The organism is Saccharothrix tamanrassetensis, from assembly GCF_014203665.1.
In the GTDB taxonomy this organism is placed as follows: Bacteria; Actinomycetota; Actinomycetes; order Mycobacteriales; family Pseudonocardiaceae; genus Actinosynnema; species Actinosynnema tamanrassetense.
Genome location: NZ_JACHJN010000013.1, coordinates 211,899 through 238,608, shown reverse-complemented (window position 1 = coordinate 238,608; position 26,710 = coordinate 211,899). Strand labels below are relative to the sequence as shown.

The following is a 26,710-nucleotide window of genomic DNA, read 5'->3' as shown; positions in this document are numbered from 1 at the left end:
GTTGTCCAGTCAATCTCAAAGGAAACCTCTTGACGAGGTTCATAAATTTACTGGCTATTCGGCACGCTGTTGAGTTCTCAAAGAACACGCGCTCACCATCGAAAACCACTCGAACCGAGTGACCTGCTCCGGGGCTTGTGCGCCGCGCTCCGTTCCGGCTTTCCCGGCCCGTTCCGCGCTGACATGGAGAAAGTTACACCCCGCCCAACGCAGAGACAAATCGGGGGTTCGGAGCCCTGTTTCCGCAGGTAGTACCCCAAGTCATCACCCGAAAACCCGATCATGTGTGACCGGGGCCACGCCAGCGAGTTTTCAGTGCGGCGACGAAGGCAGCGCGACGACCACCGAGAGCCCGCCGCCGGGGATGGCCGTGGCGTGCACGCGGCCCTCGTGAGCTGCGACGGCGGCCCGCACGATGGACAGCCCCAGGCCGGTGCCGGTGCGCGCGGTCCGGTCGGTCCCACCCCGGCGGAACGGCTCGAACAGCTCGTCCACCCGGTCCGGGGCGATCACGGGGCCGGACGAGGACACCCGCAGCGACGTCCACTCGGGTCCGCCTTCGGTGCGCACCTCGATCCACCCGCCGGGCAGGTTGTGCCGCACGGCGTTCTCCAGCAGGTTGCCCGCGATCCGCTCCAGCAGCGCGGGATCGCCGACGGCGGGCGCGGGTCCGGTCACGAACGACGCGCGCACCTGGCGTTCGGCGGCCTCGTTCCGCACGGCGTTCCAGGCGGACTCCACCACGGCGTTCAGGTCGACCGGCTCGCGGACCGCCAGCCCCAGCCCGTCGGTCCGCGCCAGCAGCAGCAGAGCGCTGACCAACTGCTCGGCCCGTTCCGTCGCCGCACGCACCACGGACGCCATCCGCCGCAACTCGGCTTCGTCGGCATCGGGGTCGGTCAGCGTCACGTCCAGCTCGGTGCGGATCACCGACAACGGCGTGCGCAGCTCGTGCGAGGCGTTGGCGACGAACCGCCGCTGCGAGTCGAACGCCGCCTGGAGCCGGTCGAGCATCTCGTCGAAGGTGTCCGCCAGCTCGGCGACCTCGTCCCGGGGGCCGGCCAGCCGTAGCCGCTCCCCCAGTGACTCGGCGGACAGCTTGCGCGCCGCGTCGGTCACGTCGTGCACGGGCTGCAACACGCGCCCGGTGACGGTCCACGCCAGCAAGGCCGCCGCCGCGACCACGCACAGGAACGCGATGGAGCCGGACCTCAGCACGTCGTCGCGGGCCTGTTGACCGAGGGTGTCGGCGAGCACCCCGGCGTCCACCTCGACGCCGTCCACCCGCACGGTGCTGCCGTCCGGGAACCTCGGCGACGAGGCGACCACCCGCCCGACCAGCATCCACCCGAGCAGCAGGAGCAGGGCGCTGACGAACGCCACCAGCCCGGTCGCGAGCAACGTGAGCCGGACCCGGAGTCCCGGTCCGCGGCGGCGCAGCCCAGCGTTCAGCGCGCGCCTTCCTCAGCGGTGCCGGCGGTGGGCACCCGGTAGCCGGAGCCGACCACGGTGTCGATGATGCCGGGCTCGCCGAGCTTCTTGCGCAGCGTCATCACGGTGACCCGGACGGTCGTGGTGAACGGGTCGGCGTTCTCGTCCCACACGCGTTCCAGCAGTTCCTCGCTGCTGACCACGGAGCCCTTGGCGGCGAGCAGCACCTCCAGCACGCCGAACTCCTTGCGGGTGAGCTCGACCGGCTGCCCGGCGCGCCGCACGGTCCGCCGGGCCGGGTCCAGCTCGACGTCGCGGGCGGTCAGCAGGGGCGGGGTGGCCGGGGTGGCGCGGCGGGCCAGCGCGCGGACGCGGGCGACCAGCTCGGGGAACGCGAAGGGCTTGGCCAGGTAGTCGTCCGCGCCCAGGGACAGGCCCGCGACGCGGTCGTCCAGGCCGGCGCTGGCGGTGAGCATCATGACCCTGGTGAGGGCGCCGGAGCTGAGGATCTCCTTGCACAGCTCGTCGCCGGACATGCCGGGCAGGTCGCGGTCCAGCACGACCACGTCGTACCGCGTCACGGTCGACTTCTCGTGGCCGGTTTCGCCGTCGTAGGCGACGTCCACGGCCATGCCTTCGCGCCGCAGGCCACGCGCGATCGCGTCGGCCAGGGGCACCTCGTCCTCGACTACCAGGATCCGCACCACACAAAGGTGCCACACATCCCTGAGAAGCCGCTTAGCGCGCCGAGCCGGGCCACCCGCCCCGACGACCGGATCGCCCCCGGTCACGTGGTGGTCCCGCGAGCCACGGCCGGCGGTGGTTCAGCGGGATTCGCGGACGACGACGGTCTGGGCCGATTGCAGGGAGCGCAGTTGCAGCAGCGCCGGGTGCTCCTCGGCCAGCCGTGCCGCGTTGAGCAGGGAACGCAGGGCCGCCGTCTCGCCCCGGGCGCGTTCCAGGGCGGCGCGGGCTTCGCTGCGGGCGACGAGTTCGGCCAAGGCCGCTTTGCGCAGTTCGGTCGGCATCACCACGTCGCGGACGGCGACGGCGGTCAGGTCGACGCCGAGGGGGACCGCCTTGGGGCGGACGATGTCCTGCACCTCGTCGGCGACGGTGCTCCGGTCGGGGTCCACCCGGTCGTGGGTGCGGGCGAGGACCGCCGTGCGCAGGGCCAGTTGCAGGGCCAGGTGGAGTTCGGCGGCCGGGTCCGCCGCGGCCACCACGAACGCGGTCGCGTCCGCGACCGACCAGGTGACCACCAGCGTGACGCGGACGAGCACGCCGTCCGACGTCGGGACGTCCTGCCACGCCGGGGTGTGCGAGCGGGCACGGGTGTCCACCCGGTGCAGGGTGTCCCGGCGGCCGAGGTCGTGCTCGCCGGGCCCCAGTTCGCCGACCAGGCAGCCACGGCGGAAGTGCACGCCGCGTTCCCACGGCAGCAGGGTGTGTCTCACTGTCCCTCCCTCGGGACGCACCGCGCCCCCGACCTTGGGACGACAGGCGGGAGCCCGGGGCTCGCAGGGCCCGTCGCCCGGTGGTCGGCCGGGGGCGCGGTCGAAGGGGTGTGAACCCGTCGCGTCCTACCGCGCGTCTGCTTTCCGGCTGGTATCGCGGAACCCGGGACGGCATCGCCGTCCGGGCCGCTCGCCGGTGCGGGAGGAAGGGTAGTCGGTTACTTCCGCACGGTCGCGTCTATTCCGGCGGGTTCGGCCGCCGCGACCCACTCGGTGATCCGGCGCGCCACGTCCTGGGCGGTCAGGCCGAGGTCGGCGAGCACCTCGGCGCGTTCGCCGTGTTCGTGGAACGCCTGCGGGACGCCCAGGTCGCGCAGCGGGACGTCCACCTCCGCGTCGCGCAGGGCGGCGGCCAGCGCCCAGCCGAAGCCGCCGTGCCGGCCGCCGTCCTCGACGGTCACCACGAGCCGGTGCCGGGAGGCCAGGTCGACCAGGTCGTCGGACACCGGGAACACCCAGCGCGGGTCCACCACGGTCACGCCGATGCCCTGGTCGGCCAGCCGCTGACCGGCGGCCACGCCCAGCGAGCCGAACGCGCCCACCGCCACCAGCAGCACGTCGTCGCCGGAGCGGCTGAGCACGTCGACCGCGCCGATCCGCTCGAGCGCGGGCAGGTCCTCGCCCACCGAGGCCTTCGGGTAGCGGACCACGGACGGGCCGTCGGAGATCGCCACGGCCTCGCGCAGCTCCTCCTTCAGCGTCGCCGCGTCGCGCGGGGCGGCGACGTGGATGCCGGGGACCAGGCCGCAGATCGACAGGTCCCACATGCCGTGGTGGGACGCGCCGTCCGGGCCGGTGATGCCGGCGCGGTCCAGCACGACCGTGACGCCCTGCCGGTGCATGGCCACGTCCATCAGCAGCTGGTCGAACGCCCGGTTCAGGAACGTCGCGTAGACCGCCACCACCGGGTGCAGGCCGCCCATCGCCAGACCGGCCGCCGACGTCATGGCGTGCTGTTCGGCGATGCCGACGTCGAAGCAGCGGTCCGGGTAGAGGCCGGCGAACTTGTCCAGCCCGGTCGGGCCGCGCATGGCGGCCGTGATGGCCACCAGGTCCTGGCGCTCGCCGCCGAGCGCGGCCAGCTCGTCCGCGAAGACGTGCGTCCAGGTGCGCTTGGCCGGGCCGATGTTCTCGCCGGTGATGGGGTCGATGACGCCGGTGGCGTGCATCTGGTCGGCCTCGTGGTTCTCGGCGGGCGCGAAGCCGTTGCCCTTGCGGGTCACCGTGTGCACGATGACCGGCCCGCCGAACGACTTGGCGCGGCGCAGGGCCGACTCCAGGGCCAGGTGGTCGTGGCCGTCCACCGGGCCGATGTACTTCAGGCCGAGGTCCTCGAACAGCGCCTGCGGGCTCAGCGCGTCCTTGATGCCGCGCTTGGCCGCGTGCAGGGCCGCGTAGAGGGGCTTGCCGACGAACGGTGCCGACTGGAGGGCGTTCTTGCCGCGTTCCAGGGCCCGCTCGTAGCCGGGCTGGAGGCGCAGCGACGCCAGGTGGTCGGCCAGCCCGCCGATGGTCGGCGAGTAGGACCGGCCGTTGTCGTTGACCACGATGACCACGGGCCGGTCGCGGCCGGCGGCGATGTTGTTCAACGCCTCCCAGCACATGCCGCCGGTCAGCGCGCCGTCGCCGACCACCGCGACCACGTGGCCGCGCCGCCCGGTCAGCTGGAACGCCTTGGCCAGGCCGTCGGCGTAGGACAGCGCGGTGGAGGCGTGGCTGTTCTCCTCCACGTCGTGCTCGCTCTCCGCGCGCGACGGGTAGCCGGACAGGCCGCCGCGCCGGCGGAGCGTGTCGAACTCGTCGGCACGGCCGGTGAGGATCTTGTGCACGTAGCTCTGGTGGCCGGTGTCGAACACCACCGGGTCGTGCGGGGAGTCGAACACCCGGTGCACCGCCATGGTCAGCTCGACCACGCCCAGGTTGGGGCCCAGGTGCCCGCCGGTCCGGGAGACCTTGTCGACCAGGAACCGCCGGATCTCGTCGGCGAGCTGCACCAGCCCGTCGTGTTCCAGCCGTTTCAGATCCGCCGGTCCGTGCACGGATTCCAGCAGCGTCACCGCTCCACCTCGCCCTGTGGTTGGCTCCCCGATCGTCCGGTCAGTCTACGGACCACCGGCTGAGACGCCGCTCAGCGAACGGGTCGCAGCAGTGCCACGCATTCCACGTGGTGCGTCATCGGGAACGCGTCGAACGCCCTGAGCTGGGTCAACTCGTAGCCGTGGTGGGCGAACGCGGCGATGTCACGGGCGAGTGCCGCCGGGTCGCACGCGACGTAGACCACACGGTCGGGGCGGCTGCGGGCGATCGCGGTCACCACGGTCCGGCCCGCGCCCTTGCGCGGCGGGTCGAGCACCACCACGTCCGGCCGCGCCCCGGTGAACTCGGCGGTCTCCAGCACCGCTTCGGTGCGCCCCACGTGCCAGCCGACCTGGGGCAGGTCGGACAGGTTGAGCCTGCCGTCCTCCACCGCCCGGAACGAGGACTCGACCACGGCCACCGAACCGGTCACGCCCACCTGCTCGGCCAGCACGGACGCGAACAGGCCCACGCCGCCGTAGAGGTCCCAGGCGCGTTCGCCGGGCCGGCAGTCCGCCCAGTCCCGGACCACGGCGGCGAGCGTGTCGGCGGCGGCCGGGTGGACCTGCCAGAAGCCGTCCGCGCGCAGGTTCCAGGCGCGGTTCGCGGCCAGTTCGGTGGCCGTGCCGCTGCCCCTGCGGCGACGGGCCGGGCCGGGCACCGGGCGACCTCGCCTGACCACCGGCGGGCCGATCTCGGTCAGGTGCACCCGGGCGCCCGCGTCGCGCGTCACCACCAGCTCGGACTTCGGCGGCCAGGTGCGGTCGACCACGTCGTCGAGCGCGCCGGGCACGGCGATGACGCAGTCGTCCACCGGGATCACGTCGTGGCTGCGGTGGGCGCGGAACCCGGCCCGGCCGTCCGGCCCGACCGCCATCCGCATCCGGGTGCGCCAGTCCGCGGGCCCGCCGGGCAGGTCCTCGACGATGACCTCCCAGTCCAGCTTCGCCAGCCGGTGCAGCTGCTCGCCGACCACGGCGGCCTTCAGCTCCCGCTGCGCCTGCCAGGAGGCGTGCTGCCAGTCACAGCCGCCGCAGCGGCCCGGACCGGCGAACGGACACGGCGGTTCCACCCGATCGGGTGACGCTTGCAGGATCTCCACGGCGTCGCCGCGGCAGAACGACCCGCCGGTGTCCTCGGTGATCCGGACCCGGACGCGCTCGCCGGGCAGCGCGTGCCGGACGAAGACCACGCGGCCCTCGTGCCGGGCGACGCAGTGCCCGCCGTGCGCCACCGCGCCGACCTCGACCTCGATGAGCCGCTGCTTCCAGGTGGCCGTCACTTGCCGTTCCACTCCTCTTGGCCACGCTCCTGTTGGCCACGCTCCCGTTGGCCACGCGCTTCCGGGCCTCGTGCTTCGGTACCTCGTGCTTCGGTGCCCCGTGCCTGCCCGCCGGGTACTCGCGGGCCCGGTGCCTCGGTGCCCCGCGCTCCGGGGGCGCGCTTGTCCAGGCCGCGCCGGATCGCTCCGGGCGCGACCACGTCCCGGTGCGTCACCTTCCTGGACGACGCGAGCTGCCACGGCACGCTGGTCACCATCACCCCCGGTTGGAACAGCAGCCTGCCCTTGAGCCGCAGCGCGCTCTGGTTGTGGAGCACCTGCTCCCACCAGTGGCCCACCACGTACTCGGGGATGAACACCGTGACCACGTCGCGCGGGTTGTCGCTGCGGACGCGCTTGACGTAGTCGAGCACCGGCTTGGTGATCTCCCGGTAGGGGGACTCGATCACCTTCAGCGGCACCTTGAAGTTCTCCTTCTCCCAATCCTGCACCAGCCTGCGGGTGTCCGCGTCGTCGACGTTCACGGTGACCGCCTCCAGCACGTCCGGCCGGGTGGCCTTGGCGTAGGCGAGGGCGCGCAGGGTCGGCATGTGCAGCTTGGAGACCAGCACCATGGCGTGGTTGCGGGCGGGCAGCAGGCGTTGCCGCTCCTGCTGGCGCAGCTCCTCGGCGACCCGGTCGTAGTGCCGGCGGATCGCCGTCATCAGCGCGTAGATCGCGGCCATCACGGCGATGGCGATCCACGCGCCCTTGGTGAACTTGGTGAGCAGCACCACGATCAGCACCGAGCCGGTCATCAGCAGGCCGAACGCGTTGATCGCCTGGGAGCGGCGCATCCGGCGGCGCACCGCCGGGTCGCTCTCGGAGGCCAGCATCCGGTTCCAGTGCCGGATCATGCCGGTCTGACTCATCGTGAACGACACGAACACGCCCACGATGTAGAGCTGGATGAGCTTGGTGACCTCGGCGTCGAACGCGACGACCAGGATGATCGCCGCGCCCGCCAGGAACAGGATGCCGTTGCTGAACGCCAGCCGGTCGCCCCGGGTGTGCAGCTGGCGGGGCAGGTAGCGGTCCTGGGCGAGGATCGAGCCGAGCACCGGGAAGCCGTTGAACGCGGTGTTCGCGGCCAGCACCAGGATCAGCGCGGTGACCCCGGTGATGAAGAAGAAGCCGACCGGGAAGCCCTCGAACACCGCGCCCGCGATCTGGGCGACCATGGTCTTCTGCTCGTAGTCCGCGGGCGCGTCGACCAGCTGGTGCTTCGGGTCCTCGGCCATCCGCACGCCGGTCAGCTGGGCCAGCACGATCAGGCCCATCAGCATGGTGACCGCGATCAGGCCCATCGCCAGCAGGGTGCTGGCGGCGTTGCGCGACTTCGGCTTGCGGAACGCGGGCACGCCGTTGCTGATGGCCTCCACACCGGTCAGGGCGGCGCAGCCGGACGAGAACGCGCGCAGGACCAGGAACATGAACGCCAGGCCCATCAGGTGGTCGTCCTCGGCGCGCAGCTCCAGGCCCGCGCTCTCCGCGCGCATCTCGTCACCCAGCAGCAGGCCACGGACCAGGCCGTAGCCGATCATGATCAGGATGCCGACCATGAACGCGTAGGTCGGGATGGCGAACGCCGAGCCCGACTCGCGGATGCCTCGCAGGTTGATGGCGGTCAGGATGACGATCGCGGCGACCGCGAACTCGACCTTGTGGGTGGCGACGAACGGGATGGCCGAGCCGATGTTGGCGGCGGCCGACGCGATGGAGACCGCGACGGTGAGGATGTAGTCGACCAGGAGGGCGCTGGCGACCGTGAGGCCCGCCCGCCGGCCGAGGTTGACCGTGGCCACCTCGTAGTCGCCGCCGCCGGACGGGTAGGCGTGCACGTTCTGCCGGTAGCTCGCGACGACGGTCAGCATGACCACCACGACCACGACGCCCACCCAGGGCGCGATGGTGTAGGCGCTCAGGCCCGCCACCGAGAGCACCAGGAAGATCTCCTCCGGCGCGTACGCGACGGACGACATGGCGTCCGACGCGAACACCGGCAGGGCGATCCTCTTGGGCAGCAGGGTGTGGGCCAGCCGGTCGCTCCGGAAGGGGCGGCCGACCAGGAGGCGCTTGGCCGCGGTTGCGAGCTTGGACACGGGTGGAAAGCGTAAGGGGTCAGGTCCCCTGGTCGGAGTAATCGTGGGTAGGTTCTCCCCAGGCGTCGTTCAGGAGGCTTTCGTGCACGTGGTGATCATGGGCTGCGGCCGGGTGGGCTCGTCCCTGGCCAAGGCCCTGGAACGGTTGGACCACCAGGTCGCGGTGATCGACAAGGACGTCCAGTCCTTCCGCCGGCTGGGCGCGGACTTCCACGGCCAGCAGGTGATCGGCAACGGGTTCGACCAGCGGGTGCTGATCGAGGCCGGGATCGAGCGGGCGGGTGCGTTCGCGGCGGTGTCCAGCGGCGACAACTCGAACATCATCTCGGCGCGGGTGGCGCGGGAGACGTTCGGCGTGGAGGCCGTGGTCGCCCGGATCTACGACGAGAAGCGCGCGGCGGTGTACGAGCGGTTGGGGATTCCGACCGTGGCGACCGTGCCGTGGTCGACGGACCGGTTCCTGCGGATGCTGCTGCCCGAGGGCGCGGCGACCGCGTGGCGCGATCCGTCCGGGTCGGTGGCGGTGCTGCCGTTGGACCTGCACGAGGACTGGGTCGGGCGCCCGGTGCGCGAGCTGGAGGACGCCACGGGGTGCCGGGTGGCGTTCGTGATGCGGTTCGGGACCGGCGTGCTGCCGGATGCCAAGTCGCTGTTGCAGGCTGATGACGTGGTCTACGTGGCGGCGTTGTCCGGGACCGTGACCGACGTGGCCGCTGCGGCGGCCCAAGCTCCCGAGGAGGGCTGAGGTGCGAATCGCCATTGCGGGGGCCGGGGCGGTCGGTCGGTCCATCGCGGCCGAGCTGGTGGCCGACGGGCACCAGGTGATGCTGATCGAACGGGACCGCGAGCACTTCGAGCCGCACACCGTGGAGCAGGCCGAGTGGGTGCAGGCGGACGCTTGCGAGCTGTCCTCGCTGGAGGACGCCGGGATGCAGCTGTGCGACGTGGTGATCGCGGCGACCGGGGACGACAAGGTCAACCTGGTGGTGTCGCTGCTGGCCAAGACCGAGTTCGCGGTGCGGCGGGTGGTGGCGCGGGTGAACAACCCCACGAACGAGTGGCTGTTCACCGAGTCGTGGGGCGTGGATGTCGCGGTGTCGACGCCGCGGATCCTGTCGGCGTTGGTGGAAGAGGCCGTGACCGTGGGCGACGTGGTCCGGTTGATGACGTTGCGGCAGGGGCAGGCGAACCTGGTCGAGATCACCCTGCCGGCGGACACACCGCTGGGCGGGTCGCCGGTGAACTCGCTGAACCTGCCCCGGGACGCGGCTCTGGTGACGATCCTGCGGGGTGGGCGGGTGATCGTGCCGACGCCCGACGACACGCTGGAGGGCGGGGACGAGCTGCTGTTCGTCGCGGCGGCGGACGTGGAGCGGGAGATCAGGTCGTCGCTGGGGTACTGACCAGGCCGGCGTCGGCGAGGACGCCGACGAGCCTGGTGGCGCCGGCGCGGGTGAGGAACAGGTAGGAGTCCTCGCCCAGGCCGATCTCGACCTGGCCGTTCGGGTCGACGGTGCAGGTCATGGCGGTGTCCCCGTGCACGTCGATGGTCGCGGACACCCTGGCTGATCCCATTCCGATGAACATGGCCTCAGCGTATGGCCGATACATATCTATGGCCATGCCACGATCGAGTGACTATCCATGCTGGAGCTTAGGCTGGACACTTGCGGCATGGCATCTTCGGCAATCGCGGCGGCGTGGGAACTCGGCCTCCGGCTCCGGGAGCACCGCGACCAGCTCGGGCTCTCGGTGGGCGGCACCGCCAAGGCGGTCCGGATGCAGCAGCCCAACCTGTCGGCGGTCGAGACCGGTCGGAAGAAGATCACCGAGGCCAACCTGCTCAAGCTCGGCAAGCTGTTCGAGCTGGCGGACGAGGAGATCGGCGAGTTGTCGGCACTGCGGGCACGGGCCGAGCAGCGCGACTGGTACCACCGCTACAGCTGGCTGTTCAACGAGGACTTCCTGCGCTACTTGGGTTTCGAGTTCGCCGCCGACACCCTGCGGGTCTACGAGAGCTGCTTCGTACCGGGTCCGCTGCAAACCGTGGCGTACGCGACGGAGACCATGACGACCGGTTCGCCCTACAACCGGCTCACCGAGGTCGAGCCGCGCGTCGAAGCCCGCCTGGCCCGTCGGGTGCGGCTGGAGGGCGACGACCCGATCGGACTGTCGATCCTGCTCAGCGAGGCCGTCCTGAGGCAGCAGATCGGCGGTCCCGAGGTCATGCGCGACCAACTCGACCACCTCGCTTCGATGGCCGACCAGGTGGAAATCCGCGTGCTGCCGTTCAGCGCGGGCGGGTACTCGGCGTTGGGCGGATCGTTCTACGTCCTGACGTTCCCTTCACCGCACCTGCCGGGCCTGGTATATCAGGAGACGCTCACCTCGACCACGCTCCTGGAGCGCCGTCAACAGGTACGCGAGTACACCGTCGCATTTGCCGAGTCGGCCAACCAGGCCCTGAGTCCGGCGGACTCCCTGGCGTTCATCAGGGGGATCGCCAAGGAGATGAAGTGACCCCGACCGGGTGGCGCAAGAGCAGCCGCAGCAATCAGACCAACAACTGCGTCGAAGTCTTGTTCACGCAACGTGAGTCGAGCGTACGGGACGCGAAGAATGCCTCCGGCCCCGTTCTCGCCTTCTCCAACGCTGCCTTCACGGCGTTCCGCGACGCGTTGAAGCGCCGCTGACGCCCGCTCGCGTTCAGTGGTCGGGCTGCCAGCTGACACAGGTCGGCCGGGCACCGTCGGCGACGAGGTAGTCCTTGATCGCCTGACGAACGACGTCCAGCGGCACCTCGGCGTTGGAGGGAAATTCCGTGTCGCTGTCCATGTAGAAGTACAGCAACGGCTCTCCACCGCCTCGACCCTCACCCAGGCTGCACACGCCTTCGAACCAGTCACGCCCGGCGTATCTCAGCACACCGCGATCGCCGACCACGCCCGCAGACAGTTCTTGAGTGTGGACATCACTTGCGACGTACAATTGCATCAGGACCGGTGCTTCTTCGGATGATGTCGCCAACACACGGTTGACCAGGGCGTCCACCTCATCCACCGAGGCGACCTCGATACCTTTTCTGCCGTGCTCGTGAGCGTAGTAGACGGTTAGGGCACCCACGACGAAGTCCCGCCTCCCTGATATTCCCGGACGAACCCATTCGCACCGTACACGGTAAGGGAAGATCCTTCGGGAAGGATGACCGGCACCAGCTCGTCACATCCCAGCGGACCTAGACACGGCACGTGGTTGACGATCAGCACAGCTGCGCGTATTCCATGTTTCCTCATGTGCGGCGAGTTTCATCTCGACATCGGACGCCCGCTGCGGGACATGCCGTGATCCCATTTCCTTGAACACCTGGATCGCTTCGCCGTAGATTTCGTCCTTCCCGCTGACGATCGGCCGAGCCGATCCGTCGGGACCGATCCACCGGCCGTGCGTCTTGTCACCGCTTCGTGGCACCACCGACGGCGGGAACTCTCGGCGGAGCGCTTCAATGCGCTCGGACGAGTCGGGCGACCGCACTGCCCGTGCTGCCGACGATCCGAGCGGTGGCGCGTCTCGGGGCGATGACGGAGAGGCGCCGCCGGTCAGCGCGTCCACGATGGCCTGGGCGCGGTTCATGGCGCCATTGAGGACGGACCACAGCTCTGCGATCCCGACCGTCACCCTCGTGAAGGCGGCGAGCACCTGTGCCACGGCCGCTTCGTCCGAGACCGAGTCGGTGAGTGCTGTCGCGAGCGCCGCGTGAGCATCCTCGACCAAGTCCCGCGCGGCGGCCAACGCGTCCTTGCACTCCGACGCCTTGTCACAGGCGCCGGACACCTGCTTCGCCACTTCATCGAGCGACGCCAACCGGCCCCTTCCCGCGGGACGGTGCGGTCCGCCTACCCGGCCACTGGCGCACGGCGGTGGCCGGTGCGGGTCGGGCTAGTGCTCGTCGGCCGTGGTGGGGTTGGTCTGGGCGCGGAGACGGGCTTCCGCTTCGCGGTTTTCCTCTTCCTCGCGTTCCTGGGCGGCCTTGAGGCGCTTGTCCGACCGGCGTACCGCCCACACGGTGGCGATCAGGGCGACGGCCATCAGCGGGTAGCCCATGGCCAGCTTCGCGGCGGCCAGCCAGCCGACCGACGCCTCGTCGTACAGCCAGCGCTGCACCACGAACCTCGCGCCGAACACCAGCGCCCAGACGAGGGTCGCGATGTCGTAGTCGCGGACCGAGGCGCGGTCCTTGCGCCAGGCGGTGCCCTGGCCGTTGAGGACGCTCCAGATCACGCCCGCCAGCGGCCAGCGGACCAGGATGGACAGCAGGAACCCACCGCCGTAGACCAGGCTCTGCCAGATGCCGAACAGGAAGAAGCCCTTGGCGTCCCCGGTCCGGTAGGCGATGAAGGCCGCGATGCCCACGCCGAACACCGCCGAGACGGCCGGCTGGATCGAGCCCTTGCGCATGGCGAGGACGATGCCGATGACCACGGCCGAGCCCAAGGCGGCCCAGATCGCGGGCATCAGCCCCGCGAAGGCGTTCACCAGGACGAAGACCACCACCGGCAGGGACGAGAACAGCAGCCCGCTGACCCCGCCCATCTGCTCCAGCAGGGTCGGCTGCTTCTCGGATCCGGTTGTCGTCATGAAGCGTTCTGCAACTCGTAGTAGGGGTTGTAGAGCACCTTGCGGCCGTCGCGGACGGCGATCCGGCCCCGGGCCTTGACGGTGCGGCCCGGTTCGATGCCGGCGATCCGCCGCCGTCCCAGCCAGACCAGGGTGACGCCCTCGGTGCCGTCGTACAACTCCGCCTCCAGCGTGGCGGCGGCATCCCGGGGGCACAGCTCCACGCTGCGCAGCCTGCCGAGCACCGTCACCTCCTGGCCGGACTGGCAGTCACACGCGCGGACGGCGCCGACCTCCACGGCTTTTCGGGAGAGGTCGTCGGCGTCCAGCTCGCTGACGTCGGTGGTCAGCCGACGCACGAGGCGGCGCCAGTAGCCGCCCCCAGTGTTAGTCATCCCCGACTCCCGGGTGCATCCGTGGGCCTCGACAGCGAAGCCCGTCCGAGAGCCAGCGTAACCGGGTGCACCCGACCGGGTATCCGACTGGGGGAGGATCTGAACTCATGACTTCGTCGGACTCGCCGCCCACCGTCGTGCTGTTGCCCGGCACGGCTTCCGACGAGGTGTTCGTCCGGTCCGCGTTCGCGCGGCCGTTGGCCGACGCGGGGTTCGCGCTGGTAGCCCCGGCGTCCCGGTCCATCGCCGGGCACCTCGCCGCGCTGGACGCCGCGTGGGACGGAAAACCGCTGGTCGTCGGAGGTGTGTCGCTCGGGGCCCACGTCGCGGCGGGGTGGGCGGTGCGACACCCGGAACGGTGTGCGGGGGTGCTCGCGGCGTTGCCCGCGTGGTTGGGCCCGGCGGCGGGCGCACCCGCCGCGTCGGCCGCGTCGGTGAGCGCGACTTCGGTTGACGGTCAAGGACTCGATGCCGCGCTCGATGCCGCGCTCGCCGGGGTCGACGGGTGGCTCGGGGACGAGTTGCGCCGGGCTTGGCCCAGGTACGGGGCTCGGCTGGCTTCGGTGCTGCGGGAATCCGCCACGTCCACGGCACCCACTTCGGGTGAATTGCGCGGGCTGAACGTCCCGGTGGGGGTGGCCGCGTGCACGGACGACCAGGTTCACCCGTTGGAAGTCGCCCGGGAGTGGGTTGCGGCGCTGCCCCGTGCCGCTCTGCGCACGACCACGCTGGCGGCGCTCGGCGCGGACCGGGAAGCCCTGGGCCGCGCCGCGCTCGACGCCTATCTGTCCGTGGCCTGACTGTGCTGCGACCTGACCGTGCTGTGGCCTGCCCGCCGCTGCCGCCTGACCTTGCTGTGGCCTGTCCTCCGCTGCGACCTGGCCCTGCTGTTGGTCCGGCTCTACTGCGGGCCGGCCCTGCTGTGGTCCGGCTCTGCGGCGGTCTGGCTCGGCAGCCGGTCCCTCCAGCCGGGTGCTAGCCCTGCTGCTGGGCGGCGATGTGCCGGGCGATCGCTTCGGGCAGCTCGATCGGCAGCGGGGTGCGCACCGGCATCGGCTGCGTGCCGCGCACCACGACGGTGTCCCTGAGCAGCTCGTAGAGCGCCTCCACGGCCTGCGCGGACTGCTGCTCCGTGGGCGCCGCCGCGACACCGCGCAGCATCCACCGGGGACCGTCCACGCCGACGAAGCGCAGGTGCACCTCGTTGTTGCGGGCGGAGATCTCCTCGCCCCAGTCGCCGTTCTCCCGGTTGATCCGGAACCCGTCGCCCTTGAGCTGCGCGATGAGCTCCGCACCCACTTCGGGCCACAGCCGGTCCGACTTCGGTGCGGCGAACGCGCTGACCGTGAGCTGGCCGACCGACGTCAGCAGGTGCACCGCGCGCACCGCCCCCGCCGGGTCCATCTCGACCTGCAACTGCGCGCCGTCGGGCACCGGCAGCCGGATCGAGCCGAGGTCCAGCCTGGTCAGGCCGTCCTCGGGAGCCAGCGACTCGTCGAACGGACCGTCCTCGGGGAACTCCTCGCCGGACTCGACCTCCGGTTGCGCCGTCCCCCGGTTCGCGGAGTGCCTACCGCGCTTGCGGCGCTTTCCGAACATCGCCTTTACCCCTCCGTCCGGGCGAGCACGTCGTGCCCGCCTGTAGAGCCGTAGCCGCCCGCGCCCCGCTCGGAGCCGGGCAGTTCATCGACCTCGCGGAACACCGCGTGCTCCACCTTCTGCACCACGAGCTGGGCGATCCGGTCACCGCGTGCCAGCACCACCGGTGCGCGCAGGTCGTGGTTGACCAGACATACCTTGATCTCGCCCCGGTAGCCGGCGTCGATCGTGCCCGGTGTGTTGACCACGCTCAGCCCCACCCTGGCCGCCAGCCCGCTGCGCGGGTGCACGAACCCGGCGTAGCCCTCCGGCAGGGCGATCGCGATGCCGGTGCCCACCACGGCGCGCTCGCCCGGTTCGATCACCACGTCCGAGGTCGTCACCAGGTCCGCGCCCGCATCACCCGGTCTGGCGTACGACGGGGGCGGTACGGACGGATCGAGCCGGGACAGCAGGACCTCGACGCTGGGCACGGCGCGCGAGACTACCCTGGTCGTGTGAGCGAGAGTGCTGTGACCGCCCCGATCGCGTTCCGTGAACGGCTGTTCGTGCCCTGGTGGGGCTGGCTGCTGCCGCTGGCCGGGGCGACGCTGCTGGCCGCCGAGATCCACATGGGGTTCCCCGGTGTGCGGTCCTGGCTGCCGTACGTGGTCACCGTGCCGCTGGCGCTGCTGCTGGTGTGGCGGATGGGCTCGTTGAAGGTGGAGGTGTCCGGCGGGGAGCTGCGGGTCGGCCAGGCCCACGTGCCGCTGGACCTGCTCGGCGAGGCCGAGGTGTTCGACGCGAAGACCAAGCGCAAGGCGATGGGTCCGCACCTGGACCCGATGGCGTTCGTCGCCCACCGGGGCTGGGTCGGCCCCATGGTGCGGATCGCCTTGGACGACCCGAACGACCCGACGCCGTACTGGCTGGTCAGCGTCCGGTCGCCGGAGAAGCTGGTCGCCGCCCTGAAGGGCTGAAATCCAACCCGATCAGGTGCAGCCGACCGAGCTACACCAGGCGGGTGGAGCCGCGCACGGCACCGCGACCGGGTACGGACTTCCGATCACCACTCGCGTTCGCGTCAGGTCTGCCTGCGCCGTGTCGGGTCTGCTCGCGGCCCGCGAACCTGGCCGGCTTGAGACCGCGTGGGCCGGCCGTCGAGTCCGCGACCGCCGCTTCGGCAGCTGTCCGAGTCGGCGACTGCCGAGTCCGCGAGCCGGAGCCCGCCGTGCGGCGACCTGAGCCGGCCGTGGGACCGCGAACCGGGCCGGGTGGTCGGTCCCGCGACGGGGGGCACCCGGCGCGGCACGTGGCGGTGGAACGCGACTGGGCGCCACCCCGGCGGTTGGGGTGAGCGCCCAGGAACGGGTCGTCGGTGCTGCGGGCCTGTCTGTCCGCGCTGCTCAGGCGCAGTCGCGGCAGATGTACTGGCCGTTCACTTCCTCGGCGAGGCGGCTGCGGTGGTGTACGAGGAAGCACTTCGAGCAGGTGAACTCGTCCGCCTGCTTCGGCAGGACCTTGAAGGTCAGTTCCTCACCGGACAGGTCGGCGCCCGGCAGCTCGAAGTTCTCGGCAGACGCGTCCTCGTCGATGTCGACGACCCCGGACTGCGTTTCATTGCGCCGCGCCTTGAGCTCCTCAAGGGAGTCCTCAGCGAGTTCATCTGCCTCGCTGCGACGCGGTGCGTCGTAGTCGGTCGCCATCTTCTTTCACCCCTGCGGTCAACGGAGACTGTTCGTGTCGCTGGTAAACGCACCAGCGCCCCTGTTTGTGCCCTCCGTCCCCAGTGACGGAGGTCTCGCTCGCGCGGCCGGGCGCCAACCCCCTGTAAGTCGACGCAATCAGGAGTCCGGGAGCGCGCGGAGCGCCGAGAGGGTAGCTCATCGTTCGAGGGCCCGCGCACCGGGTTCCCCCTAATTGAGCAGACGGGTGACAGGACCTCCGCACGCTGGCCCGATAGGCTTCGCACGGGCCTTGCCCACCCGGCGCGACCGTGCTGCGATGCCTGTGAGCACCGCTGACCGTCCGCGACCGGGTGATTGCGGCCCGCTACACCGGACCCGGGACGCGGGATCGTGGGACGCGGCATAGCCTGATCACAACAGCACTACGCCAATAGGGGAGGTCGGCGGACGTGAGGCCCGGTTCGGTGAACAGCGGGTCGTCGCGGTACCGGAAGCGGCGGCCGGTGCCGGCGCTCGTGCTGTTCGTGGTGCTCGCCGTCACGGCGGTCGTGGTGTGGAACCGCGTGCTGGCGGACGCGGACGACGTGGACGCGGCGATCAGGTGCAACACCCCCGGCAGCGCCCCGTCGTCGGGTGTCCTGCCACCGTCGGAGGGCGGTGGGCAGCCCGCTCCGACCACGCCCACGCCGGGTGCCGTCCTGGGCCACGACGCCCTGGACCGCACGGACCCCATCCCGGTCGGCGAGGTGCAGTTCCGCGCGTACAACGCGAGCACCCAGCGCAACCAGGCCAGGTTCGTCGCCACCACGCTCGTCGAGCTGGGCATGAAGCAGGCGGCCGAACCGGGCAACGACCCGGTGTACCCGGCCCAGGACATGGCCTGCCGCGGCCAGATCCGCTTCGGCGCGCCGGGCGCTGGCGCGGCCCGGACGCTGAGCCTGGTCGAACCGTGCCTGGAACTGGTCCGCGACGAACGCCAGGACGCGGTCGTGGACGTGGCCATCGGGAAGAAGTTCAGCGAGATCAAGCCCAACCACGACGCTCGGAAGGTGCTGGACCAGCTCGCGTCGTGGGCCGAGCAGCAGCCCGACCGCCAGGGCGGCCAGGTCGCCGAACGCGGTGCGCCGACGCTGAACCCGGACAACCTCCAAGCCGCCCGCGACGTGCACTGCTGACCGACCGAAGCCGGCACGCGCCCGCCATGCGGGTCCTGCCGACCCCCGCTGTTCCGGTCGCGCCGCCGTTCGACTCCTGACGTCCCACGCCGACGTTCCGGTCACGTACCGACCGGTGATGTCACTCGACGCGCTGACCTGCGGTAACGCCTGAATTGTCGGTGCCCGGTGAGATCATGGAACCGGGGGCCGGAGGCCAAGGCCCATCGCTGTGAACTCGCAGGCTTTCGGCACGCTCACCGGGCCCGGCCACCGCATCGAGGTTCCAGGTCGTGGTTCAACTGGTCAGGCCGAACTTTCGCACCGAAAAGCTTGCGAGACCCGCCCGCGTCAGACCTTGCCGAACCCGTGCTCCACCAGAGCCGCGTACAGGGCGTCCGCGATACCCGGCGCAGCGGCGAACGTGGCGTCCGCGCCCAGCTCCGGCGCCTGCCCGGGCAGGAACACCACCGCTCCCGCCTCACGGGCCAGCAAAGCCCCCGCGGCCCAGTCCCACCGCCCCAGGGCGTGCTCCGCGTAGGCGTCCAGCCGCCCCGCCGCCACCGCGCACAGGTCCAGCGAAGCCGCACCGGCCCGCCGGATGTCGCGGAGCAGCGTCGCCATCCGCGCCCACGTCTCCGCCTGCCGCTGCCGCCGCTCCGCCCGGTAGGCGAACCCGTAACCCAGCAGCGAGACATCCAATCGGGTCGCGCCCGAAACGGCGAGGCGCTGCCCGTCCAGCCAGGCCCCTCCCCCGTCGAACGCCGTCCACACCCGCCCACTGGCCGGCTCGACCACCGCCGCGGCCACCGACACCCCGTCGACCTGGGCCGCGATGGACACCGAGTAGTGGGGAATGCCGTACAGGTAGTTCACGGTGCCGTCGATCGGGTCCACGACCCAGGTCAGACCGTCGACCGCGTCACCGCCCTCCTCCTCGCCGATGACGGGCTCACCGGGGCGCAGTTCGGCCAACCGGCGGCGCACCAGTTGCTCGGACGCGCGATCCGCGGCCGTGACGACGTCGGTGATGGTGCTCTTGGTGTCCACGTCCGGCACGGCGGCGGCCCGCATGGTCCGCACGAGGTCGCCCGCCTCGCGCCCCACCTGTACCGCGACTTCGACCAACGCGCGTGGATCGACCTGCAACTGTTCCTCCTGGGTCACTCTCGCGGGACTATCGGGGAATCGCAGGCTAGTGTCTGCGGCCACGGTTGCTGAATCGAGTAGGAAGGGCCACGGGAATGGGCATGACCCGCGGGTTCGGCGTGGACATCGGCGGCTCGGGCATCAAGGGTGGTCTGGTGGACCTGGAGGCGGGTGCGCTGGACGGTGAGCGCCTGCGCATCCCGACGCCACAGCCGTCGACGCCGGACGCGGTAGCCGACGTGGTCGCCGAGATCGTCGAGAAGTTCGGCTGGGAAGGTCCGCTCGGCGTCACACTGCCCTGCGTGGTCAAGCGCGGAGTCGCGCACACCGCCGCCAACGTGGACAAGCACTGGATCGGCACGGACGCCGCCGCGCTGTTCGCGCAGCGCCTCGGCAAGGCGCCCGAGGACGTCGTCGTGCTCAACGACGCGGACGCCGCCGGCATCGCCGAGATGCGGTTCGGCTCCGGCCGGGGCCGGGACGGGCTGGTCGTGCTGCTGACCTTCGGCACCGGCATCGGCAGCGCGGTGTTCCTGGACGGGGAGCTGGTGCCGAACACCGAGTTCGGCCACCTGGAGGTGGACGGGCACGACGCGGAGTCCCGTGCCGCCGCCTCCGTGAAGGAGGACAAGGGCCTGAGCTGGTCGGAGTGGGCGCCGCGGGTGTCCCGGTACCTGGGCGTGCTGGAGAACCTGATCTGGCCGGACCTGGTCATCGCGGGCGGCGGGGTCAGCAAGAAGGCGGAGAAGTGGCTGCCGCTGCTGCACGTGCGCACCGAGGTCGTGGCCGCCGCGCTGAAGAACGACGCGGGCATCGTGGGCGCGGCCGTGGCCGCCGCGCACGGTCTGCGGCACTGATTTCGCGAGCCTTCTAGCTGCGAGAACGCGTGCCGGTGCGGACCAGAACCGGGTGATGCGCATCGACACGCGATTCTCGTCGTTACAATGGAACGGTGCCCCGCTGACGAAGCATCCGGCGGGCTCTCCCCCGTACTCCGGCGACCGAGGTTCGCGCCCTTCGGTTTGCCTTGATCGACAGTCGCGAAAGGGCGTACGTGGCAGCCGCGAAGACGACTCAGGCAGCTCAGGCTGACGCCGAGGAGACGCCCAAGGCCACCTCGGCGAGGAAGGCCCCGGCGAAGAAGCCGGCGGCGAAGACCGCCGCGGCGGGCAAGACGGCCACGCGGGCGCCGCGCAAGACGGCCGCCAAGGCCGCCCCCGCCGGCGGCCCGGTGAAGACCAAGAAGGCGGGCGAAGGCGACGAGCCCGAGGACATCGAAGGCGTCCCCGGTGACGACGACCTGGTCGACGAAGTCGAGCTGATCGACGAGCCGGTCGAGGAGGAGCCCGCCGAGGAGGAGGCCAAGCCCGGCGAAGGCGACTTCGTCTGGGACGAGGAGGAGTCCGAGGCGCTGCGCCAGGCCCGGAAGGACGCCGAGCTCACCGCGTCCGCCGACTCGGTCCGCGCCTACCTCAAGCAGATCGGCAAGGTCGCCCTGCTCAACGCGGAGGAGGAGGTCGAACTCGCCAAGCGCATCGAGGCCGGCCTCTACGCCGCCGAGCGGGTGCGCCGGGCGGAGGAGGAGACCGAGAAGCTGACTCCGCAGCTGCGTCGGGACCTGCGCTGGATCGTGCGTGACGGCGAGCGCGCCAAGAACCACCTGCTGGAGGCCAACCTCCGCCTGGTGGTGTCGCTGGCCAAGCGCTACACCGGTCGCGGCATGGCGTTCCTGGACCTGATCCAGGAGGGCAACCTCGGCCTGATCCGCGCGGTGGAGAAGTTCGACTACACCAAGGGCTACAAGTTCTCGACGTACGCCACGTGGTGGATCCGCCAGGCGATCACCCGCGCGATGGCCGACCAGGCCCGCACCATCCGCATCCCGGTGCACATGGTCGAGGTCATCAACAAGCTGGGCCGCATCCAGCGCGAACTCCTCCAGGACCTGGGCCGCGAGCCCACGCCGGAGGAGCTGGCGAAGGAAATGGACATCACGCCGGAGAAGGTGCTGGAGATCCAGCAGTACGCGCGTGAGCCCATCTCGCTGGACCAGACGATCGGCGACGAGGGCGACAGCCAGCTCGGTGACTTCATCGAGGACTCGGAGGCCGTGGTGGCCGTGGACGCGGTGTCGTTCACGCTGCTCCAGGACCAGCTCCAGTCCGTGCTGGCGACGCTGTCCGAGCGCGAGGCGGGCGTCGTGCGGCTGCGGTTCGGCCTGACCGACGGCCAGCCCCGGACGTTGGACGAGATCGGCCAGGTCTACGGCGTGACGCGGGAGCGCATCCGCCAGATCGAGTCGAAGACGATGTCCAAGCTCCGCCACCCGTCGCGCTCGCAGGTGCTGCGCGACTACCTGGACTGAGATTTCCGTACTGAGAACGCCGGTGACCCGCGAATTCGCGGGTCACCGGCGTTTTTCGTAGGCACGCCGGGCGGTAGAGCCCCCTTCGTCACTCGCCGCCGCCGTCACCACCGTCGCCGTCCGACGAGCCGGACCCGCTGGAGCAACTGCCGCAGCCGCTACCCGACGCATCGGATCGCGGCCGGCGGCGCAGCGTTCCCGCCGCCTCCGGCGCCATGCCCAGCACATGCCACACCGGGACCTTGGCCACCTCCCCCAGCAGCCCGTAGTAAGCGACCAGCGCCACCCGGTCCGCAGTCGTGGCGAACGTCTTCAGCCGCTTCACCGTCGCGCGCCCCAACGCGGTGTGTGGCCGTGCCGCGCGGCTGAGCAGGAAGAGCAGCAGGACCCCGCCGAGGAACACGCCCACGGCATGTTCGAAGCGCATGTAGTCGCTCAGAGTGACCAATACGGTGAACATGACGATGAAAACGAGCAGCGGTGCCCACCGCCCCGCCCGGCGGCTGCGGGCGGTTCGCAGGTAGCCGCGCTCGATGAGGTCGAGGTGCATCGCCTCGGCCTCCGCGCTGCCCGCTGTCGCCGACACCACGTCGCCCAGCGAACGCGGCGTCGACCGCAGGACGGCGGTCTGCAACGGCGTCCACGCCCGTTGGTGCGTGCGCACCGCGCTCACCAGGCCTTCGCGCGAGATCCGCGCGGCGCCCGCCTCGACCAGCGACACGATCGCCACCTCGGCGGCGCGCCCCCGCCCGGCCATCAGGAACCCGTGCTCCTCGGGCAGCAGTTCGACCGCCGAACCAGCCGAAGTCGGTGTCCACGAAGTCGCCACCGTCATCTCCCCCTGTCCACTGCGAAGCCGGCCACCCGCCGCGGTCCGGGCGCCCGCGACGAGCCATCCGTTGCGTCCTCACCATCGTTGCGGCCCGAGCACGGCCACCGGTCGCCTGCGCCGCGAGAGTGCCCTTTCGGACATGTCGGTGTGGCCGATCGACTCCGCCGGCCCGTGGTCGAAGGGCCGGTCAACGGGGCGGGATTCGTCCGGATCGTGGAATCCGGGGGCGTGTTCGCTCTGGGCTGACCAAAGTGTTACCGATCACAGAACAGCCCATCGGTGGCCCACCGTTCGGCCCAGCGCAAGCGCTCGCGACACCGTATCCGCAGGTCTGAAAGCGTTGGCACGACAGCGGAACGTGAGCACCGGCGGGCGAACCGGTGGAAGTGCCAGGTTCGAACGTCCGGGAGCGCGGGTAAATGGTGAGTGACGCGGGTCGCCACGGCCCAGGGAACACTGACTTACGCCCGTGCGTCTGCAAGAGTGGAGCCAGCGAGCACGACGCACCAGCCAGTTGTGGAGTGGTCGCAGCTAGGTGTGAGGGCACCGATCCCCGGTGCCGGGACGGAGGGAGATTTCCATGACTACCACGCTCACCCGCCCCGAGTTGACCGCTGCCGACCGCTGCGACCGCTGCGGGGCTGCTGCCCAGGTACGCGCCGTTCTCCCCTCCGGGGGCGAGCTGCTGTTCTGCGGGCACCACGCCCGCGAGCACAGCACGAAGCTGCGCGAACTCGCTGCCGAACTGCAGCAGGGCTGAACACAAGCAGGCCGCGAGGCCTGTAGCACCCTAGCCGTCCGGGGCGGAGATCCACTGGGTCTCCGCCCCCCTGCATTTTCCGGACCACCCCGGAACGACCCGGATCAGGGCCGGAACGGCCTCGGGCGGCGCGTGGCTGCCAGGCGGTACGAACTCTTGAGCGGCGCGAATGCGCAGGTCAGACGGTGCCGAGCACGGGTTCGAAGGCCAGTTCGGCCGCCCCGATGAGCTTCGCGTCACGTCCGAGCGGGGACCTGACGATGCGCGTCCCGCCGACCGCCCGGCTGACCAGGCTCTGCTTCTGCACGATCGCGCGCACCCGGTCGACCACCTGGTCCGGCAGCGCGGTGAACAGGTCCCCCAGCACGACCTGCTCCGGGCCCAGCATGTTGACCACAGTCACCAGCCCCATGGCCAGCCACTGGGTGAACTCGCCCAGGCGGTGCGCCACGGCCTCCGGTGACGCGGCCAGGGACCTCAGCTCGGCGACCACGGCACCGCGCGGCGCGTCCTCGGGCAACGCCAGGGCACGGCACAGCGCCGCCTCCCCCACCTCGGTCTCCCAGCAGCCCTGACAGCCGCAGTAGCACCGCCGGCCACCGGGGCGCACGACCATGTGCCCCAGCTCCCCCACGTACCCGCCGGTGCCGCGCAACGGCATGCCGGACGAGATCACGCCGCCGCCGACCCCCACGTCGGCGGAGATGTAGACCATGTCGGACGACCCGCGCGCCGCACCGCGCACGTGTTCGGCCAGCGCCCCCAGCTCGGCGTCGTTGCCGACCTGGACGGGCACCTTCAGCACCGCCGACAGCCGCTCGCCCAGCGCCACGTCCGTCCAGTGCAGGTTGGGCGCCTCGTGCACCAGGCCGTCGGAGCGCCGCACCACGCCGGGCACGGACACGCCGACGCCGACCGGCACCACGTCCAGCTCGTCGGCCAGCAGCTTGGCCGAGTCGGCGACGTGCGTGATCACCTCGCCGGGGTCGCGGGACCGGTGGTGCAGGTTCCACGAGTCGCGGCCGAGCAGGTCGCCGCCGAGACCGACGAAGGCCATCGCCACCTGCTCGACCCGCACGTCGATCGCCATCACCACGGCGGCGTACGGCCGGGGCAGCACGAGCAGTGACGGGCGGCCCGCGCCGGAGCGCTGGGCGGGCACCCGTTCGGCCACCACGCCCGACTCGGCCAGACCGTCCACCAGGGCCTTGATCGTGCTGCGGTTGAGACCCAGCTCAGCCGCCAGCGACGCCCTGGTGGACGGGCCGTCCACGTGCAGCCTGCGCAGCAGTGCCGTGCGGTTGTGCCTGCGGACCTCGTCGGGCCGTGCGCCGGCGGTGGGTGTCGTCACGTCAGCGCGGGGCGACCGCCGCCCGGCGACGGGACAGCGCGTCGACGCCGGCGGCCAGCAGCAGGACCAGGCCGGTCACGATGTAGACCACGGCGGCGGGCTGCTTGAGCAGGCCCATGCCGTTGTTGATGGTCGCGAGCACCGCGGCACCGATCACCGCGTCCCGCAGCCGGCCCCTGCCGCCGAACAGCGACGTGCCGCCGATGACCGCCGCGCCGACCGACAGCAGCAGGGTGTTGTCGCCACCGGCGTTCGGGTCGACCGAGCCGACCTTGGACGAGTAGACGATCGCGCCGATCGCGGCGGCCGAGGAGCAGATCACGAACACGCTCATCCGGACCCGGGCCACGTCGATGCCCGCCCGGCGAGCCGCTTCCTGGTTGCCGCCCACCGCGTACACGTGCCGGCCGTAGCGGGTGCGCTCCAGCACGAACGTGCCGATCACCAGCAGCACCAGCACGATCGGCACCACGTACGGCACGCCGCTGATCACCACGATGTCGGACCGCGACCGGTCGAGCGTCAGCAGACAGGTGCCGACGGCGGCGAGCACGACGACCGCGCCGACCTTGATCAGCACCAACGGGGTGGGGGAAGCCACCAGGCCCTTGCGCAACCTGGAGAAATGCCTGCCGAGCACGACGGCAGCATAACCTCCGACCGCGACCACGAAGAGGATCCACGAGCCGGCCGTCGTCAGGTTGCCGTTGGCGACCTCGAACAGCACCTGGTCGTTGAGGCCGAGGGTGCCGCCCTGCCCGACCAGTTGGAGCACCACCCCGCCCCACGCCAGGAACAGCGCGAGCGTCACCACGAACGACGGGATGCCGACCTTGGCGACCAGGAAGCCGGTGACGCAGCCGATGGCGGTGCCGACGCAGACCGCCAGCAGCATCTCGACCCACGGGTTGGGCGGCACGCCGACCAGCGCGATCAGCAGCGCCACGGCGGAGAGCGCGGCGCCGGCCCAGATCCGCATCACCGCGGCCAACAGCACGGCCAGCACCAGCAGGCCGCAGAACACGGAGAAGACCACGTCACCCATGCCGCCGAGCAGGTTGCCGCCCCTGACCAGGTGCAGCGCCATGACGGCCGCGGTGACGCCCGACGCGGTGCCGGCGGACAGGTCGATCTCGCCGAGCAGCAGCACGAACACCAGGCCCATGGCGATGATCGTGATGCTCGCGCCCTGCGCGAGGAGGTTGGCGATGTTGCCCAGGGTGAGGAACGTGTCGGCGATCGAGCCGAACACGATCAGCAGCGCGACCATGCCGAGCAGGGCCGGCAGCGGACCGAGTTCGCCGCCGCGCAGCCGGGCTCCGTAGTCGCGCAAGGCCTCGCCGGTGGACCTCGAAGTGGTGTCGATGCCGAAGTCGGAGATCGCGGCCGGCGGCGGGGAGTCCTGCGGCGCCGCCTCGCTGGTGGTGTTGGTCATGCCGGGGTCCTTCAGATGGTGGCGGATTCGGGACGGGCGATGCCGAGCTCGCCGGAGCGGCCCGCGGTGATCAGCTCGACCACCTGGCCGTGGGTGACGTCCCTGGTGTGCACCTCGGCGGCCATCCGGCCGAGGTAGAGGCACGCGACGCGGTCCGCGACCTCGAAGACGTCGTTCATGTTGTGGCTGATCAGGACCACGCCGAGGCCTTGTTCGGCGAGCCTGCGGACCAGGTCGAGCACCTGTCGGGTCTGCGCGACGCCCAACGCGGCGGTCGGCTCGTCCAGCAGCACGACCCGGCTGTTCCACAGCACGGCCTTGGCGATCGCCACCGTCTGCCGCTGGCCGCCGGACAGCGCCGCGACCTGCGTGCGCACCGACTTGACCGTGCGGACCGACAGCGAGGTCAGCGTCTTGCGGGCGGCCTGCTCCATGTCGGCCTCGTCCAGCAGGCCGAACCGACCGCGTTCCCGGCCGAGGAACATGTTCTGCACCACGTCCAGGTTGTCGGCCAGCGCCAGGTCCTGGTAGACGACCTCGATGCCGAGGCGGGCGGCGTCGCGCGGGCCGTCGATGTGCACCGGCCTGCCGTTGAACCGGACCTCGCCGGAGTCCGTCGGGTAGATGCCCGCGATGCACTTGACCAAGGTCGACTTGCCCGCGCCGTTGTCGCCGACCAGCGCGGTCACCTCGCCCGCCTGGACGGTGAAGTCGATGTCGTGCAGGACGTGCACAGGACCGAAGCTCTTGTTGACACCGCGGAGTTCGAGGATCGGCTCGCTCACTGTTGGCTCTTTCGTTTGGCCGCTGTGTTGGATTGCCGCGACTTCGTCGCGGCGGCTCGGCCGCCGGGGAGTCGGGGGTTTGGCGGGGGGGGGGAGACGCAAACCGGTAACTAAGGAGGTCGATAGCGAACACCCCACACACACACCCCCCCCAGCG

The 26,710-nt window shown here is 71.0% G+C and carries 28 protein-coding genes and 1 pseudogene; 10 read left to right on the top strand and 19 right to left on the bottom strand.

All coding sequences use genetic code 11. From position 1 onward, the window contains the following. Positions 1 to 312: 312 nt before the first annotated feature. From FHS29_RS32850 to FHS29_RS32825, 6 genes are all read right to left on the bottom strand, one after another. On the bottom strand, positions 313 to 1,440 hold the full coding sequence (locus FHS29_RS32850) for a sensor histidine kinase (RefSeq protein WP_184697856.1): 1,128 nt from the start codon (positions 1,438 to 1,440) through the stop codon (positions 313 to 315). Positions 1,441 to 1,448: 8 nt separating this feature from the next. Further along, positions 1,449 to 2,135: a response regulator transcription factor gene (locus FHS29_RS32845; RefSeq protein WP_184697800.1), complete on the bottom strand. Its 687-nt coding sequence runs from the start codon at positions 2,133 to 2,135 to the stop codon at positions 1,449 to 1,451. 120 nt (positions 2,136 to 2,255) lie between these two features. Then, complete coding sequence (locus FHS29_RS32840; RefSeq protein WP_312865204.1) at positions 2,256 to 2,888, bottom strand: slipin family protein; 633 nt, start codon at positions 2,886 to 2,888, stop codon at positions 2,256 to 2,258. Positions 2,889 to 3,106: 218 nt separating this feature from the next. Continuing rightward, positions 3,107 to 5,005, bottom strand: a complete 1,899-nt coding sequence (gene dxs / locus FHS29_RS32835; protein WP_184697797.1) for a 1-deoxy-D-xylulose-5-phosphate synthase — start codon at positions 5,003 to 5,005, stop codon at positions 3,107 to 3,109. A 71-nt stretch (positions 5,006 to 5,076) separates the two neighbouring features. Next, positions 5,077 to 6,306, bottom strand: coding sequence for a class I SAM-dependent RNA methyltransferase (locus FHS29_RS32830; RefSeq protein WP_184697795.1), 1,230 nt, complete (start codon positions 6,304 to 6,306; stop codon positions 5,077 to 5,079). After that, on the bottom strand, positions 6,303 to 8,447 hold the full coding sequence (locus tag FHS29_RS32825) for an APC family permease (protein ID WP_184697792.1): 2,145 nt from the start codon (positions 8,445 to 8,447) through the stop codon (positions 6,303 to 6,305). Before FHS29_RS32825 ends, FHS29_RS32830 begins: the two co-directional genes overlap by 4 nt. Positions 8,448 to 8,529: 82 nt before the next feature. On the opposite strand from FHS29_RS32825, the gene FHS29_RS32820 reads away from it, so the two are divergent. Beyond that, complete coding sequence (locus FHS29_RS32820; RefSeq protein ID WP_184697762.1) at positions 8,530 to 9,192, top strand: potassium channel family protein; 663 nt, start codon at positions 8,530 to 8,532, stop codon at positions 9,190 to 9,192. Between the two features lies 1 nt (position 9,193). Next, positions 9,194 to 9,850, top strand: a complete 657-nt coding sequence (locus FHS29_RS32815) for a potassium channel family protein (RefSeq protein WP_312865203.1) — start codon at positions 9,194 to 9,196, stop codon at positions 9,848 to 9,850. On the opposite strand, the gene FHS29_RS32810 is transcribed toward FHS29_RS32815, so the two are convergent. Further along, positions 9,828 to 10,034 carry a hypothetical protein gene (locus tag FHS29_RS32810; protein ID WP_184697759.1) on the bottom strand — a complete coding sequence of 69 codons (207 nt, stop codon included), beginning with the start codon at positions 10,032 to 10,034 and terminating at the stop codon, positions 9,828 to 9,830. The genes FHS29_RS32815 and FHS29_RS32810 overlap by 23 nt on opposite strands. 87 nt (positions 10,035 to 10,121) lie before the next feature. Here FHS29_RS32810 and FHS29_RS32805 point away from each other — a divergent pair, with 87 nt between their 5' ends. After that, positions 10,122 to 10,967, top strand: a complete 846-nt coding sequence (locus FHS29_RS32805) for a helix-turn-helix domain-containing protein (protein ID WP_184697758.1) — start codon at positions 10,122 to 10,124, stop codon at positions 10,965 to 10,967. Then, positions 10,964 to 11,140 (top strand): DUF397 domain-containing protein, encoded by a 177-nt coding sequence (locus FHS29_RS32800; protein WP_184697756.1) that lies wholly within the window; start codon positions 10,964 to 10,966, stop codon positions 11,138 to 11,140. Before FHS29_RS32805 ends, FHS29_RS32800 begins: the two co-directional genes overlap by 4 nt. Positions 11,141 to 11,153: 13 nt before the next feature. On the opposite strand, the gene FHS29_RS32795 is transcribed toward FHS29_RS32800, so the two are convergent. From FHS29_RS32795 to FHS29_RS32780, 4 genes and pseudogenes are all read right to left on the bottom strand, one after another. Further along, entirely contained in the window at positions 11,154 to 11,570 is a 417-nt protein-coding gene (locus FHS29_RS32795; protein WP_312865202.1) for an Imm1 family immunity protein, read from the bottom strand. Beyond that, positions 11,558 to 12,077, bottom strand: a pseudogene (locus FHS29_RS37310) (DddA-like double-stranded DNA deaminase toxin). The gene FHS29_RS32795 and the pseudogene FHS29_RS37310 overlap by 13 nt, the downstream one beginning before the upstream one ends. 306 nt (positions 12,078 to 12,383) lie before the next feature. Further along, a complete protein-coding gene (locus FHS29_RS32785; RefSeq protein ID WP_184697750.1) occupies positions 12,384 to 13,082 on the bottom strand; it encodes a DUF3159 domain-containing protein in 699 nt (232 codons plus the stop codon). Further along, positions 13,079 to 13,456, bottom strand: coding sequence for an OB-fold nucleic acid binding domain-containing protein (locus tag FHS29_RS32780; protein WP_184697748.1), 378 nt, complete (start codon positions 13,454 to 13,456; stop codon positions 13,079 to 13,081). Before FHS29_RS32780 ends, FHS29_RS32785 begins: the two co-directional genes overlap by 4 nt. 107 nt (positions 13,457 to 13,563) lie before the next feature. Here FHS29_RS32780 and FHS29_RS32775 point away from each other — a divergent pair, with 107 nt between their 5' ends. Further along, complete coding sequence (locus FHS29_RS32775; RefSeq protein ID WP_184697747.1) at positions 13,564 to 14,256, top strand: alpha/beta fold hydrolase; 693 nt, start codon at positions 13,564 to 13,566, stop codon at positions 14,254 to 14,256. A gap of 175 nt (positions 14,257 to 14,431) precedes the next feature. On the opposite strand, the gene FHS29_RS32770 is transcribed toward FHS29_RS32775, so the two are convergent. Together FHS29_RS32770 and dut are read right to left on the bottom strand one after the other, a co-directional pair. After that, positions 14,432 to 15,055, bottom strand: a complete 624-nt coding sequence (locus FHS29_RS32770) for a DUF3710 domain-containing protein (protein ID WP_184697745.1) — start codon at positions 15,053 to 15,055, stop codon at positions 14,432 to 14,434. Positions 15,056 to 15,060: 5 nt separating this feature from the next. Continuing rightward, entirely contained in the window at positions 15,061 to 15,528 is a 468-nt protein-coding gene (gene dut, locus FHS29_RS32765; protein ID WP_184697742.1) for a dUTP diphosphatase, read from the bottom strand. Positions 15,529 to 15,552: 24 nt separating this feature from the next. On the opposite strand from dut, the gene FHS29_RS32760 reads away from it, so the two are divergent. Continuing rightward, complete coding sequence (locus FHS29_RS32760; RefSeq protein WP_312865201.1) at positions 15,553 to 16,014, top strand: DUF3093 domain-containing protein; 462 nt, start codon at positions 15,553 to 15,555, stop codon at positions 16,012 to 16,014. A 426-nt stretch (positions 16,015 to 16,440) separates the two neighbouring features. Here the strand turns inward: FHS29_RS32760 and FHS29_RS32755 are convergent, their stop codons facing one another. Then, positions 16,441 to 16,740 carry a DUF4193 domain-containing protein gene (locus tag FHS29_RS32755; RefSeq protein WP_121003693.1) on the bottom strand — a complete coding sequence of 100 codons (300 nt, stop codon included), beginning with the start codon at positions 16,738 to 16,740 and terminating at the stop codon, positions 16,441 to 16,443. Between the two features lie 431 nt (positions 16,741 to 17,171). Here FHS29_RS32755 and cei point away from each other — a divergent pair, with 431 nt between their 5' ends. After that, a complete protein-coding gene (gene cei / locus FHS29_RS32750) occupies positions 17,172 to 17,897 on the top strand; it encodes an envelope integrity protein Cei (RefSeq protein WP_184697740.1) in 726 nt (241 codons plus the stop codon). Between the two features lie 330 nt (positions 17,898 to 18,227). On the opposite strand, the gene FHS29_RS32745 is transcribed toward cei, so the two are convergent. Beyond that, the gene (locus FHS29_RS32745; RefSeq protein ID WP_184697847.1) at positions 18,228 to 19,025 is read right to left on the bottom strand and encodes an inositol monophosphatase family protein; all 798 of its coding nucleotides are present in this window, start codon (positions 19,023 to 19,025) and stop codon (positions 18,228 to 18,230) included. A 95-nt stretch (positions 19,026 to 19,120) separates the two neighbouring features. Between FHS29_RS32745 and ppgK the strand changes: the two genes are divergently transcribed. Beyond that, the gene (gene ppgK / locus FHS29_RS32740; protein WP_184697738.1) at positions 19,121 to 19,882 is read left to right on the top strand and encodes a polyphosphate--glucose phosphotransferase; all 762 of its coding nucleotides are present in this window, start codon (positions 19,121 to 19,123) and stop codon (positions 19,880 to 19,882) included. Positions 19,883 to 20,079: 197 nt separating this feature from the next. After that, positions 20,080 to 21,390 (top strand): RNA polymerase sigma factor, encoded by a 1,311-nt coding sequence (locus FHS29_RS32735; RefSeq protein WP_312865200.1) that lies wholly within the window; start codon positions 20,080 to 20,082, stop codon positions 21,388 to 21,390. Between the two features lie 88 nt (positions 21,391 to 21,478). Here the strand turns inward: FHS29_RS32735 and FHS29_RS32730 are convergent, their stop codons facing one another. Then, complete coding sequence (locus tag FHS29_RS32730; RefSeq protein WP_184697734.1) at positions 21,479 to 22,219, bottom strand: TIGR04222 domain-containing membrane protein; 741 nt, start codon at positions 22,217 to 22,219, stop codon at positions 21,479 to 21,481. 583 nt (positions 22,220 to 22,802) lie between these two features. On the opposite strand from FHS29_RS32730, the gene FHS29_RS32725 reads away from it, so the two are divergent. Next, positions 22,803 to 22,982 carry a DUF7455 domain-containing protein gene (locus FHS29_RS32725; protein ID WP_121011206.1) on the top strand — a complete coding sequence of 60 codons (180 nt, stop codon included), beginning with the start codon at positions 22,803 to 22,805 and terminating at the stop codon, positions 22,980 to 22,982. Between the two features lie 178 nt (positions 22,983 to 23,160). Here the strand turns inward: FHS29_RS32725 and FHS29_RS32720 are convergent, their stop codons facing one another. From FHS29_RS32720 to FHS29_RS32710, 3 genes are read right to left on the bottom strand one after another with little or no spacing between them, the layout of a single operon-like run. Next, positions 23,161 to 24,333: an ROK family protein gene (locus tag FHS29_RS32720; protein WP_184697731.1), complete on the bottom strand. Its 1,173-nt coding sequence runs from the start codon at positions 24,331 to 24,333 to the stop codon at positions 23,161 to 23,163. Between the two features lies 1 nt (position 24,334). Then, positions 24,335 to 25,768 carry a sugar ABC transporter permease gene (locus FHS29_RS32715; protein ID WP_184697727.1) on the bottom strand — a complete coding sequence of 478 codons (1,434 nt, stop codon included), beginning with the start codon at positions 25,766 to 25,768 and terminating at the stop codon, positions 24,335 to 24,337. Positions 25,769 to 25,779: 11 nt separating this feature from the next. Continuing rightward, positions 25,780 to 26,553 carry an ATP-binding cassette domain-containing protein gene (locus FHS29_RS32710; protein WP_184697724.1) on the bottom strand — a complete coding sequence of 258 codons (774 nt, stop codon included), beginning with the start codon at positions 26,551 to 26,553 and terminating at the stop codon, positions 25,780 to 25,782. Positions 26,554 to 26,710: the final 157 nt, after the last annotated feature.

Coding starts and splice junctions, on each gene's coding strand:
- FHS29_RS32810 (WP_184697759.1), bottom strand. CDS start 10,034: ATGTTCATCGGAATGGGATCAGCCAGGGTGTCCGCGACCATCGACGTG.
- FHS29_RS32805 (WP_184697758.1), top strand. CDS start 10,122: ATGGCATCTTCGGCAATCGCGGCGGCGTGGGAACTCGGCCTCCGGCTC.
- FHS29_RS32785 (WP_184697750.1), bottom strand. CDS start 13,082: ATGACGACAACCGGATCCGAGAAGCAGCCGACCCTGCTGGAGCAGATG.
- FHS29_RS32780 (WP_184697748.1), bottom strand. CDS start 13,456: ATGACTAACACTGGGGGCGGCTACTGGCGCCGCCTCGTGCGTCGGCTG.
- FHS29_RS32775 (WP_184697747.1), top strand. CDS start 13,564: ATGACTTCGTCGGACTCGCCGCCCACCGTCGTGCTGTTGCCCGGCACG.
- FHS29_RS32770 (WP_184697745.1), bottom strand. CDS start 15,055: ATGTTCGGAAAGCGCCGCAAGCGCGGTAGGCACTCCGCGAACCGGGGG.
- FHS29_RS32755 (WP_121003693.1), bottom strand. CDS start 16,740: ATGGCGACCGACTACGACGCACCGCGTCGCAGCGAGGCAGATGAACTC.
- ppgK (WP_184697738.1), top strand. CDS start 19,121: ATGGGCATGACCCGCGGGTTCGGCGTGGACATCGGCGGCTCGGGCATC.
- FHS29_RS32725 (WP_121011206.1), top strand. CDS start 22,803: ATGACTACCACGCTCACCCGCCCCGAGTTGACCGCTGCCGACCGCTGC.
- FHS29_RS32715 (WP_184697727.1), bottom strand. CDS start 25,768: ATGACCAACACCACCAGCGAGGCGGCGCCGCAGGACTCCCCGCCGCCG.